This window comes from Alteromonas alvinellae (assembly GCF_902705805.1).
Genome location: NZ_CACSIH010000218.1, coordinates 24802 through 37966, shown reverse-complemented (window position 1 = coordinate 37966; position 13165 = coordinate 24802). Strand labels below are relative to the sequence as shown.

9 protein-coding genes are annotated in these 13165 nt (G+C 44.1%); 3 read left to right on the top strand and 6 right to left on the bottom strand.

Annotated elements, in window-relative coordinates; all coding sequences use genetic code 11:
* Positions 1-52 precede the first annotated feature (52 nt).
* The 6 genes from ACX5KA_RS16395 to seqA form a co-directional block, all read right to left on the bottom strand.
* The gene (locus tag ACX5KA_RS16395; protein WP_458731678.1) at positions 53-463 is read right to left on the bottom strand and encodes an HIT domain-containing protein; all 411 of its coding nucleotides are present in this window, start codon (positions 461-463) and stop codon (positions 53-55) included.
* Positions 456-1487 (bottom strand): succinylglutamate desuccinylase, encoded by a 1032-nt coding sequence (gene astE, locus ACX5KA_RS16390; RefSeq protein WP_458731677.1) that lies wholly within the window; start codon positions 1485-1487, stop codon positions 456-458. Before astE ends, ACX5KA_RS16395 begins: the two co-directional genes overlap by 8 nt.
* A gap of 270 nt (positions 1488-1757) precedes the next feature.
* On the bottom strand, positions 1758-3062 hold the full coding sequence (locus ACX5KA_RS16385) for a putative bifunctional diguanylate cyclase/phosphodiesterase (RefSeq protein ID WP_039216218.1): 1305 nt from the start codon (positions 3060-3062) through the stop codon (positions 1758-1760).
* A 310-nt stretch (positions 3063-3372) separates the two neighbouring features.
* Complete coding sequence (locus ACX5KA_RS16380; protein WP_458731676.1) at positions 3373-5850, bottom strand: glycogen/starch/alpha-glucan phosphorylase; 2478 nt, start codon at positions 5848-5850, stop codon at positions 3373-3375.
* Between the two features lie 218 nt (positions 5851-6068).
* Positions 6069-7721 carry a phosphoglucomutase (alpha-D-glucose-1,6-bisphosphate-dependent) gene (gene pgm, locus ACX5KA_RS16375; protein WP_458731675.1) on the bottom strand — a complete coding sequence of 551 codons (1653 nt, stop codon included), beginning with the start codon at positions 7719-7721 and terminating at the stop codon, positions 6069-6071.
* Positions 7722-7768: 47 nt separating this feature from the next.
* On the bottom strand, positions 7769-8554 hold the full coding sequence (seqA, locus tag ACX5KA_RS16370; protein ID WP_039216221.1) for a replication initiation negative regulator SeqA: 786 nt from the start codon (positions 8552-8554) through the stop codon (positions 7769-7771).
* Between the two features lie 245 nt (positions 8555-8799).
* Between seqA and ACX5KA_RS16365 the strand changes: the two genes are divergently transcribed.
* From ACX5KA_RS16365 to ACX5KA_RS16355, 3 genes are read left to right on the top strand one after another with little or no spacing between them, the layout of a single operon-like run.
* Positions 8800-9747: an AAA family ATPase gene (locus ACX5KA_RS16365; RefSeq protein WP_039216222.1), complete on the top strand. Its 948-nt coding sequence runs from the start codon at positions 8800-8802 to the stop codon at positions 9745-9747.
* Between the two features lie 27 nt (positions 9748-9774).
* A complete protein-coding gene (locus ACX5KA_RS16360) occupies positions 9775-10911 on the top strand; it encodes a DUF58 domain-containing protein (RefSeq protein WP_458731674.1) in 1137 nt (378 codons plus the stop codon).
* A 1-nt stretch (position 10912) separates the two neighbouring features.
* Complete coding sequence (locus ACX5KA_RS16355; RefSeq protein WP_458731673.1) at positions 10913-12976, top strand: transglutaminase family protein; 2064 nt, start codon at positions 10913-10915, stop codon at positions 12974-12976.
* Positions 12977-13165 lie beyond the last annotated feature (189 nt).

Genomic DNA, 13165 nt, shown 5'->3' with positions numbered 1-13165 from the left:
AACTCCTTTTAATGTGAATTGTTTATTTATTGCTATTAAGGGCCTGCGCCCTCTAGCTGTTGTCTTCAAACCACTGCTTAACGGACTTAACAAGCGCCTTTGCATCGTTAGTGTTATATGCCACTGTTGGCTGGTTGCCCCACACAGGTTTTGGCCATGCACAATCGTTTTCAAAACGCGCAACGTGATGAACGTGAAGCTGTCTTACCACATTGCCTAATGCTGCCACGTTAAGTTTAAGCGGTGAAAACAAGGCCTGCATGGCTTTTGATGCCAATGCAGACTCTTTAAGTAAAGTAATCTGCTCTTCTTCTGACAAGTCGATAATTTCCGCTATATCATTTTTCATTGGCACTAAAATAAGCCACGGAAACTGACTATCGTTCATTAACAGTACACGACACAGCGAAAGATCACAGACAAAAAATGTATCATTGTGTAAACGGCTATCAAGTTTAAACATCTAGCTTTTCCAACGTAGTAGGCACAACGGTTAACAAGGCGCGTTGTCCAATGGCCACTTTTGCATTCGGGAAAACAATGGCTTCGCCGTCCTGCTCTGCTATGTACTCTTTACCAGGTTCAGAAGCCAATACCGTGCCTTTAGGATAATCAGTGAAGTTTGGCGTATCGTCATCGAAATGAAGCGTAAACTGTTCTTCGTTTCGGTTTATAACTTGGTTCACGCGATAAATATCAAGATCATCCATATCAACCGTAGGCGCGTACTCGGTTTGAGTAATTAGCTGCGTTATCGCTTGTTTGGCATCTTCAAAGCGTCGCATATCGTTTTGCCCAAATGGACGCACCTTGCCAAGTTCCACCGTAAACGCGTGGGCGTTGTATTGATATGAAGAGAAATAGCTAAAGGTGGTTGTAGAGCTTTCCGACAGCAGAATGGTTTTCACGCCACAAGCCGCGAGAAATGCCAGTTGCCCTTTGCTGTGTATTCTGTCATGAAGATAAGGATATACCGCAAACTTTTCATTTTTAGAGGCGCGAATTGCTGTGTGTAAATCGTAGTGATATCGGGTGCCCTCACCCGCTTCGAAGAACGAGGCCACAGCATCTTCTAGCTGTTTAGCTCGGACGCGCTCTGCGTTCACTAAACCTTCGCCCTTCGAGTGTGCACCGCTAAACAAGCGGTTCATGTTCTCTTCAACGAAACGCTCTGCAATATCCATCGCGGGCAGGTTGCCAAATAAGAACAAAACATCATGTGCCAGTGTTGTGTTCCCTGTAAGGATCCCCTTAACCAAATCATCACAGATTTCGATAGGTGCGGTTTCATTACCGTGCACACCACACGATAAAACAATGCGTTTATTAGGCTTAGAGGTTGGCTGTACTGAAAAATTGATAATGCCAGGTGCGGTAATATCGACGAGCGTACCATTAGCTAATTTAAATTGATGAGAGCGTTCAAATAATGCGGGGTTACGGCGAGAAAGTGTTAAAAATTGGCCGTTTTCGATAAGTTCTTGCATAAGTGTGAGCTTTATTGACTTTATCTAATCTCGAATACTTCAAGTGTACCGACAGAGGCGGTCAAAATCACGTAATCTGCGTGTTTAATTATGCTCACCTGTAAGTAATAAATAACGCAACGTGTTAAAAATTAATACAGCATCTATGGTTATTAGAGATTGAAGACAAAGAAATTTTTGAGGTTAACAGGCTATCAGATAGCTTAAAAAACTCACTAGCACAAACACGAACTAGATTTATCTAACAGCGCTAGCGTGGATTTGAAGCTCCTATGCTAAAGAGCGCCTTGGCGAATTACCAACAATAATTTCTTGCTGAGTTAACTCAACAAATTCAGTAAAAGGAATTGCGCGAGAAAACAGATAGCCCTGCCCTTGAGTAACCCCTACCTCTCGCAATATATGAAGCTGTTCAACGGTTTCAATACCTTCTGCAACCACACAACAGCCTTTTGCATGCCCTATCACTTTAGCCGCTTCGATAATAGCCCTGTTAACCGGATGCGCCTCTAGTTCCATCACAAACGATTTGTCTATTTTAAGCGCGTCAAGGTCTAGGTCGCGAATATAGGCAAGGTTTGAATACCCCTTACCGAAGTCGTCAACAGATATTGAAACGCCTAAACTACGTAGCTCATCTAGCTGCTTTTTCACCATCAATGAATTGGACAGCGCAACATCTTCAGTGAGCTCAAGCTCAATAAGCGAAAGCGGTAGTGCATAGGTGTTGCTCAACATAGTAAGCGTAGGGATTAGCTGATTATCATATAACTGAGTAGGAGAAATGTTTACCGACAATAGAATGGACATTCTTAGCCCATCGAGTTCAGCGAGCGCTCTAAACGCTTGTTCCAACGTCCAGTAGCCTAGTTCATTCATCATGTTATAGGATTCTGCGGCCTCAATAAGAGGGCCTGGAAACAGAACACCATCAAGAGGATGGTTCCAGCGTAGCAAACACTCAGCACCTACAATTTCAAGCGTGTTAAGGTCCACCTTCGGCTGGTAATACAGTTCAAGTTCGTTGTGGGCCAATGCACGCTTTAAGTCAGCTTTTAAAGCTAGGCTTCGGCCTGTATCCGCTTTATCTGACTTAGTTAGTGCAAAGTAGTTTTCATACTTGTTTTCTTTCGCCTGTTTCAACGCTGATTCTGCACGAGACACAAAATCAGTGATATCAAACCCACCTTTTCCGCTACATACCACGCCCACATTAAAGTCGGCTATGAAGGCCGTACCATCATAATGCATAGGTGTTTTGAAATGCTCGACCAAGCGTTCGAACATTTGTCGCATAACGGCTTCATTACTTTCATCGGGGAATACGATACCGAAGACATCACCGCTAATCCGGCCAATTAGTACATAATGACCAAAAAGACGTTGAATTCGGTTAGCAATTTCTAGTAGAAATCGGTCGCCAACGTGAATGCCTAGGCTGGTTGTTACATCAGAAAAACGCACCACATCAACCAACATCAAGGAAATAGACGTGGTTCGAGACGCTTGCTTTGAAATACTATCAATAAACGCATAGCGATTGGGAATAGTTGCCAGTGATGTGTGTTGGCTCATGATGTTTTCCTTCAGCATTACGCTTCTAGGTACTAAAAACAACTACTTATATAAAACCATGACGCTACGTAAGGCGCAACGACAGTAACGTATTATTTTGCATACCGTCTTATACTTTTGTACAACATTAGTTTAAATATGCCTATAGTTGCAAGTCACATTTTCTGACCGTTGTAACAAATGTTTAAGCTATTTTAACCAAGTAAAGCATTTCAATGCTGAATTTAAGTAAAACTATAGGCTCTTTTTAAAGCAAATAAAAAACCCGGCAAGCTTAACACTGCCGGGTTTATTCGTTACGGTTCTGCGATTAGCTTTCAATCTTACACGGTGAAAGTTTCCAAACGCGTTCTACGTAGTCACGAATTGAACGATCTGAGGTAAATTTACCCATCTTCGCTGTATTGATGATGGCCATTTCCGCCCAACGCTCTTTGTCGCGGTATGCAGTATCAACTGCAATTTGTGCATCAGAATAAGCACGGAAATCTGCAAGCACCATGTACGGGTCACCGTTGTCAAGTAAACTTTGCTTAATTGACACCAATGCACCTGGTTTACCTGGCGTAAAGTAATCCGTTTCTAACCAATCCAGCACAGCTTTAATTTCTGGATCTTTATAGTAGTAGTCATGTGGGTTATAGCCATTCGCTTTAAGCTCGTTCACTTCTTCTACTGTAAGTCCGAAGATAAAGATGTTGTCATCGCCTACTTCTTCAGCAATTTCAACGTTTGCACCATCAAGTGTACCAATAGTTACCGCACCGTTCAGTGCAAGCTTCATATTACCGGTTCCTGATGCCTCTTTACCTGCCGTACTGATTTGCTCAGATACGTCTGCCGCAGGGATCATCTTTTCAGCTAGCGACACGCGGTAGTTTGGTAAAAATGCCACTTTAATCTTGTTATTTACACGCGGGTCATTGTTGATCTTATCCGCTACCTTGTTAATCGCGTAGATAATATCTTTCGCAAGCTTGTAGCCCGGCGCGGCTTTAGCACCAAACACAAATACACGCGGGTGCATATCGTAATCAGGGTTTTCTAGAATACGACGGTATAACGCCATAATATTCAGAAGCGCTAAGTGTTGACGCTTATACTCGTGCAAACGCTTAATCTGCACGTCGAAAATGGCGTTAACGTCTACTTCTATATCAAGCGACTTGCGAATTTCCTCTGCTAGCAACTCTTTGTTCTCAAGCTTCACTTTCATGAATTGCTTCTGGAACGTTTTATTGCTTGCAAATTTAGCTAATCCTTGCAGTTTGTCTAAGTCGAGCGGCCAGTCTTCTCCAATTTTCTTATCAATAAGCTTCGATAACCCAGGGTTACACGCCTTCAACCAGCGACGTGGGGTAATACCGTTGGTCACGTTAGTCAGCTTACCTGGATATAGCTCATCGAACTCTGGGAACAGCGACGACTTAACAAGACGAGAATGCATTTCTGCCACACCGTTAACAGCAAATGAACCGATTACCGACAAGTGGCCCATACGAACCATCTTCTCGTTACCTTCTTCAATGATTGAAAGCTTCGCTTTCATGGCATTGTCACCTGGCCACTTCTTATCAACCTCTGCCATAAAGCGGTGGTTAATTTCATAAATGATTTCTAGATGACGAGGAAGGATCTTCTCAATCATGCGCGCAGGCCACTTTTCAAGTGCCTCTGGTAGCAAGGTGTGGTTGGTATATGCAAATACTTTTGTACAAATCCCCCACGCTTCATCCCAGCCAAGCTCTGCGCGGTCAACAAGAATGCGCATTAGCTCTGGTATAGAAATAGCAGGGTGCGTGTCGTTTAGCTGAATAACAACCTGATCGGCGAAACGGCTCCAATCGTCACCATGAGCACGCTTGTAACGACGGATAATGTCTTTAAGCGAACACGAGCAGAAGAAGTACTGCTGAATAAGGCGAAGCTCTTTACCCGCTTCGGTCTCATCGTTTGGATAAAGTACTTTTGAAATAGTTTCAGCTGATACATTTTCACGCTGTGCATCAACATAACCACCAGCATTGAATACGTCCCAATTGAAGTAGCCAGACGCTTCTGACTGCCACAACCGCAATACGTTTACGGTTTTACCTTCGTAGCCTACAATAGGAATATCCCACGGCACACCTTTTACAATTGAGCCAGGGTGCCATTCTTTCAGCACACGTCCGTTGTCGCCGTATTTAGTCTCTACATAGCCGTAAAGTGATACTTCTTGAATAGATTCTGGACGGCAAATTTCCCAAGGATTACCGTAGTGACGCCAGCTGTCTGGACGCTCGATTTGCGCACCGCTTTTAATTTCTTGGCGGAACAAACCGTGCTCGTAATGAATACCATAACCTATTGCAGGTAATTCCATTGTCGCTAGTGAGTCGATGAAGCAAGCCGCTAGTCGGCCAAGGCCACCATTACCCAGCGCCATATCTGGCTCTTCTTCAAGAATGTCTGAAATTTCAACACCTAGCTCTTTCAACGCGCCACTCGCTACATCGAATAAGCCAAAGTTTTGCAGGTTGTTTGAAAGTAAACGGCCCATTAGGAATTCAGCAGAGAAGTAATGAACGGCGCGGGTGTCGTTCAGGTAATGACTTTTCTGGGTTTTGCGCAACCCTTCAAGTACTTGTTCTTGAATTGCAGCACACGTTGCTTTCCACCAAGCATGATTGTTTGCTTTATTTTCGTCGGTGCCTAGCGTGCAGTGTAAGTGTTTAATAACCGCTGCTTTGAATGCAGCCTTATCGATCACTGGAGAGGGTTGCGTCTTGGTCGCTTTTGCGTTCATTTTGCGTCTCACTCTTAAGTAGAAGCGGTGTTTACACACCGAAAACGTAATTTAATTACAGAATAACTTCAGAATATGACAGCAATATAGCAGCGCTTAAACGATCATGTTGTAATAATTTTGTTAAAATAACAAAAAATTGCATGAATTCGTATGCATTCATGCAATTTTTAACAATATCTTTACAAAGAAGAGTTGAAAGTGATTTATTTTTGCACTTATTTAATTATTTTTCCGACTAAGTCTTCGGCTTCAGCAATTAAATCCTGTAAGTGGCTTTCACCGTTAAAGCTTTCCGCATAGATTTTATAAATTTGTTCTGTGCCAGAAGGACGCGCTGCGAACCAGCCATTTTCTGTCGATACTTTAACGCCACCAATTGCCGCGTTATTACCTGGCGCATGGGTTTGAACGGCAGTGATAGGCTCGCCCGCCAACGTATCGCTAGTGACGACAGATGCATCCATCGCCGAAAGCTTTTGCTTTTGTTCAAGTGTTGCTGCCACGTCAACACGGCTGTAAACCGGCGCTGCAAATTTTTCCGTTAGCGCTTTGTAGTGCTCGCCAGGATCTTTGCCTGTGATGGCTAGGATTTCAGCTGCCAGCAAACAAAGAATAAAGCCATCTTTATCTGTCGCCCAGGTGCTGCCGTTGCACTCTAGAAAGATACCACCCGCGCTTTCTTCTCCCGCAAAGCCAATTGTGCTGTTTGATAAACCGTCAACAAACCATTTAAAGCCTACCGGCATTTCAGCAAGCGGCTTACCGAGGCTATTCGCTACGCGGTCAATCATGCTACTAGATACGAGTGTTTTACCGATATTTAAATCGCTAGGCCATTCTGGACGGTGGGTATATAGATAGTTTATCGCCACGGCCAAATAATGGTTTGGGTTCATTAGGCCTGCACTTTTGCACACAATACCGTGACGATCGAAGTCAGGATCATTGCCCCACGCTAAGTCAAAGTTATCTTTAAGCTCGATAAGCCCTGCCATTGCATAGGCAGACGAACAATCCATGCGAAGCTTCCCGTCTTTGTCGCGGCGCATAAAGCCAAACTGTGGGTCAACTGCGTCATTAACTACTGTGATGTCTAAACCGTATTTTTCAGAAATGCGCGACCAATATCCAACGCCGGCACCACCTAAAGGGTCAGTACCTAACTTCAAGTTAGCTTTTGCAATCGCTTCCATGTCGATAACGTTTGCAAGGTCTTCAATGTAAGGTTCCATGAAGTCTTCTTCACGAACCAATTTGCGCTCGGTGGCCTGGCGAATATCAATACGCTGAACATCTTTGTTGCCGTCAGCAATTAATTCATTTGCACGTTCTTGAATTTGTTTGGTTACGTCACTGTCGGCAGGGCCACCGTGCGGCGGATTGTACTTAAATCCACCGTCTGAAGGAGGGTTATGAGAAGGCGTAATGACGATACCATCTGCCTTGTCGGTGTTGCCAGCGCGATTGTAACGAATAATAGTGCGGGAAATAACAGGCGTTGGCGTATAGCCCATGCTTTCATTATCTGAACGTTGCACCACAACATCGACGCCGTTGGCACATAAAACTTCTATGGCAGTCATCATGGCCGGTTCAGATAACGCGTGGGTATCTTTACCAACATATAACGGGCCGTCGATACCTTCCTGCTTGCGGTATTCTACCAAAGCTTGGCAAATTGCACTGATGTGAGTGTCAGTAAAGGTGGCGTTCGACGCAGTACCTCGGTGACCAGACGTACCGAAAGAAACCGCTTGGCCCGGGTCATTCATATCCGGTTTGTAGCTGTAATACTGGCTCACTAACTGGGGGACGTTAATGAGTTGCTCTTTTGCTGCATGCTCTCCAGCCTGCGGATGTAGTGCCATGAAAAAAATCCTTATTTAGAAATTTCGTTATTCTGTTACTTGGCTTGCTATTTACCTTCTGAAGAGAAACGCGCGACAACGGTTTCAATTACGTCAGGCTGATAACCTAGGTTACGCAAAACTTGTTCCAGCATGTTCGTTTTCTTGGCAGTGTTGTTGTTTGTTACCACCCAGAACGGGCTATCAGGGATTGCTTTCGGGTTAGTACTGCTGCCGTTCTCAAGTAATGCTGCTTTGCTTGTCGCAAAGTACGTACGGTTCTTACCTTTTATGCTTTCAACACTGGCGAAGTTTTCTGCATTAAGCTTGTGCGCTGCACTTAAAACAAACAAGAATTGATCAACACGTTTAGTAAAGGTGCTTAATGCATCTTTTGATACCGCTTCAAGAATGTCTCTTTTCGAGTGAGCTTCTGTTGCTGGCGTTACTGACGAAACTTCCGAAACCTTTTTCGCTGCCCTTGAGCTCGCAGGCGCTTTTGCTGCCGTTGCTTTAGCTGGAGCTTTCTTCGCTGCAGCCTTTGGCGCTGCTTTAACCGCTGAACTGGCTGTCGCTTTAGTAGGCGCTTTGGTTTGTACTTTGGTCGCCTCTTGAGTTACAACTTCGGGTGTTGACTCACTTGCGTTATCTGCGGTTTCTACAACGTCTGTACTTTTTGATTCGCTTGTTTTTGCAGGCGTTGATGAGCTAGCAATAGGCCCAGTACCTTGTGACACAGCACCGTCTTCAGGTAAAAGTAAACGTCTTAAAATTTGTGATGCACTCTCACCAATATGCTTAGTCTGGCTGGCGATGAAGGCATATAAATCGTCATCTATTTCAATGCTTTTCATAACTACTTCCTTTTTAAGAGGCACCATTATAGACAACACAGTTAAACTACGCAGCACTTAATAACAGATGTTTTAAGGATTAGTGAATATTAAGTAGTGAACTAACCTTTTCCATACCAAGGTATAAATTTTAAAAGGTATAAGAATAGAAAGCTTTACGCTATCGTTGCTACTATTATGAAAGCGGCATTCGTTATTTAAACGACGAGTGTGACAGAGTATTTTTAAAGAAAAGTGACACACCTATGCGCCAAGATATTAATCAAGTTCAGCAAGCCCTAAGCAAAAAGATCATTGGTAAGGAGCACCAGCTGAAACTTGCCATTACCTGTTTGCTGGCAAACGGTCACTTATTGATAGAAGATTTACCAGGAATGGGTAAAACCACCCTTTCTCATGCGCTTTCACAAGTTTTTGGTCTTCAATATGCGCGTATTCAATTTACGTCAGACCTGCTTCCTTCCGACATGTTAGGCATTAACATTTTCCATACTCACGAGCGCGACGAAGAAAAGCGTTTTACGTTTAGGCACGGCCCGATTTTTAGCCAAGTCGTATTAGCTGACGAGTTAAATCGAGCAAGCCCTAAAACACAGAGCGCTCTGTTAGAGGCTATGGAGGAACGTCAGGTAAGTATTGACGGTGTTACTCATGCGCTGCCCACGCCGTTTTTCGTCATTGCAACGCAAAACCCTAGCTATCAATCGGGCACTTACCCGTTACCAGAATCGCAGTTAGATCGTTTCTTCATGCGTATTTCATTAGGGTATCCGGCGTGGGAAGCAGAAAAGGCGATGCTCATGCAACAGGATGCGTCAGCGCCTCTTACCCAGATTTTAGATGCTGCTAGTCTAAACAAAATGCAAAATGAGGTGGCTGCCATCCACACTAGCGACGCCATTCTTCATTATATATTGCGATTAGTGAGTGAAAGCAGACAGAGCAATGAGTTTCCTAACCCGCTTTCCCCACGCGCCAGTCGCGCATTACTTCAGGGCGCAAAAGCATGGGCATACGTTTCTGGCAAAGATTATGTTACGCCTGAAGACGTGCAGGCCGTCTTCATAGCGATTACCGCTCACAGGCTAACATTGTCTACCCATCAAATGGCTCATGGACAGTCTAATCACGCTTTTGATGGGGAAAAACTAAGTCAAAAATTACTCGATAGCATTGACCCTCTGGCGGCTTAATATTAACGGGCTCCTGGAGTGCTAAACGTGCGTAAAGTGCCAACGTTATTTACGAAATACTTTCAGCGTAGACTATCCACATGGTTAGATAAACGTGTACCGGCGTCGCAAGAGCACCATCTTAATTTAAACAGTATTTTTATATTACCAAGTGGGTTTGGCTGGTCTTTCATCATTTTGTCGCTGTGCTTATTCTTACTTGGTACTAACTATCAAAACAACTTGATGTTACTGCTAAGCTATTTGTGTTTAAGCATTATGCTGCTAACACTTTTTTATACGCATCAAAACTTTGCGCGCTTAGCGCTTAAAGCCCTCCCCCCTACTTCGTTTCACTGTAACCAAAATGGTGAAATTCAACTTCAGGTTATTCCCCATGTGAACGCACAGAGTAAATGCTGCAACGGGACCCTATTCATAAAATGGCTAACTGTTGTACGCCACACAGATACTCAACTTGAGTATTTAAGCAATGGGCGTCACGCTAGTGCACCACAGCAAAGCTATAACTTTTCATTAATCGGCAATTCAAAAAGAGAACAAATCCAAACACTCAACGTCCCCCTTCAAATATCTCGAAGAGGTCAATTTATCTTAGGCAGAATGACCATTGCCTGTGATTTTCCGCTAGGGCTTTACAAATGCTGGACACACCTAGACTTCGACCAGCAAGTGGTTGTCTATGCCAAGCCTCAGGAAGGACCGATTACTATCGATAAACTTCCCAACGCAGACGAACCTGACAGTGTAAGTGAAATAATAGACCCAACCAGTAATGAAGATTTTTACGCGTTAAACGATTACGAAATTGGACAGCCACTTAATCGCGTTTCCTGGAAGCATGTGGCTAAAAATGGAAACTGGGTCTCGAAATCTTTCACCTCGTTGCAGAGCGACAGCTTCGTGCTTTCAGTACCTTCAAGCGAGGACGCGGAAACCGCGGTTTCAGCGCTAACCCAGGCCACAATATCTTGGACAAGTACAAACCGGGTGTTTGGAATACAATACAAGGGGTTGAATATTGCGCCTGCTCAGGGCGCCAAGCATATGGGTGAATGTCTTAGTGCTCTGGCTTGTTTTAACGACTCCCCCACGCTCACATCTGCCCCCTCTAGCAAGCCAGTATCAATATCGTCAGTACAGAAGAAGACTGGGGCCTATTAACATGAACAGTGTCTTACTTAGTCGCGCTTCACAATTTACTATTTTCAGAAGCGTTTTAGGCCAACCAAACTCTGTGGCAGTGCTGATACTATGCGCTGCATTTTCGCTTATTCTCTTTACGTTGACCGCGCCATTAATGATATGGGTACTGATGTTAGGTGGATGTGCCGTTATTGTCAGAATTGCAGGCCTTAGCACTCTGCATAACTTACCCACATTACGCACGGTTAACTTGCTTGCCGTACTTGCGGTGTTTGCCTTGTCTTGGTTCGGCTTATCCATCGGCCTTCTGGATAGCATGATCAATTTGTTGACGGTAGCCTGCGCACTTAAAATTATGCTAGTGGAAAAGAAACGAGATTTTCATCTGCTTATATGCACGTGTTTGTTTTTGATTGGCTGTGGCTTTATTTCCTCTCTTAGCGTATTTGCATGGATTGGCTATACCGGAATATTAGCGTTACTTTTAATCGCCACGGCGCTTTACCATGGAGCGAAAATACCCATTGCAAACAGCGTCAAGTTCGTTGCCGTACTTATTGGTCAAGCTATTCCTATTGCTCTACTGTTATTTTTATTGTTACCCCAACTCCCACCTCTATGGCAAATGCCTACATCGAAATCAACAGAAACGGGGCTTTCCGATACAGTAACACCAGGTGACATTGCGTCGCTTGCCAGTTCTTCTGATTTGGCCTTTAGCGCTACATTTAAAAGCACCGATGAAGTCCCTGAAGCACAGAATAGATACTGGCGGGCCATGACCCTTGAACATTTCGACGGAAAAACCTGGTCTATAAGCGAGAAGCGCACGCAGGCTGAACAACAGTTGGCCTTCATGGGTAAGGCAGCGCCTTTGTCGGAATTAGCGGAAAAAGGCACGCGCGCAGTAACGAATTACGAATTGATTGTTGAGCCCACTCAGCAAACATGGCTATTTGCTTTAGCCCCCTCTTTCCCAAACAACCGCGAAAACAGCATTTTTGTGAGAAGCCTGTTTGATTATACCTTACGTGCAAATACCCCTATCTCAAGCAAAAAAGCGTTTTATTTGAGCTATGTTCCAAACGCACAAATCACTAATGGAATAGGGAACTTTGAAACGCAACTCAATCTACAAGTTTCAACAAACGGTAACGCTGAAGCGAGGGCGTGGGGACAGTCACTAGCGAAGCAATATGCTAACCCAGATGAGCGAGTACAAGCAGTTATGCGTGAATTCCGTCAAGGTGGGTTTCGTTATACCTTGTCTCCTAACGCTATGCCTGTAGACCCTATTGATAGCTTCTTGTTCGAGCAACGAGCAGGGTTTTGCGCGCATTATGCCGGTGCTATGGTATACGTGCTTCGCGCTGCAGGCGTGCCGGCAAGAATGGTAACCGGATATCAAGGCGGAAGTGAGCTAAGTGGTAACGTGCTTCAAGTAAGACAGTACGATGCCCACGCATGGGTAGAGGCGTTTCTTGACGGCGTGTGGGTACGTTTCGACCCTACAAGTATGGTGGCCCCGTCCCGATTAACCTTTGGACTTGAACGAGCATTAGAAGAGCTAGGGGAATCTCGTCAAACCACCATTTTACGCGAAATTGGTAATTCTGCTTTATTTGCTACCTTGCAAGGTTGGTTACAACAACTTGACTATTCTTGGAGCAAATGGGTATTGGGTTTTGACAATGCGGCGCAAACCAACATGCTTGAAGAGCTGCTAGGTACGTTAACGCCACAGAAGATGCGCATTGTATTCTTGTCTGCTATCGGGCTTATTGGGCTCATATTAGCAATGTATTTCTTACCTAAAAAAGAAAAAGCGCGCTTTTCCCCTTCTCATCGCATTTTGCTGAAGGCGGTTACGCACGTTGAAACCCAAACAGGAATAAAAAGAGAAAATAAAGCATTATCCACTTATTTTCAAGAAGTTAGCTCCTTGTTACCCCCTCATGCCGCCAAGGCATTTGAACAATTATGTAAGCAATTTGAACATGAAACTTACGGTCAGCAGCAGACTCTCGGTAACACGGGGGTGATGAAGTGCCAGCTCAAAACGCTTAAACAAGCGCTAAAATGAAAAGCATTTAAAAACGAAATACACTGCGACTGAACGGGCATTTTTAGTTGCACCTTAAACATTCATTCTCCCCCCGTTATAGTGCAAACAAATGAGGTAGCACTCGAATTTAACTTTTCAGCCCACTCAAAGAAACTTCCTAAGGCACTGTTTTATCAAAATATTTAATATATTTATTTACGTTTTTTA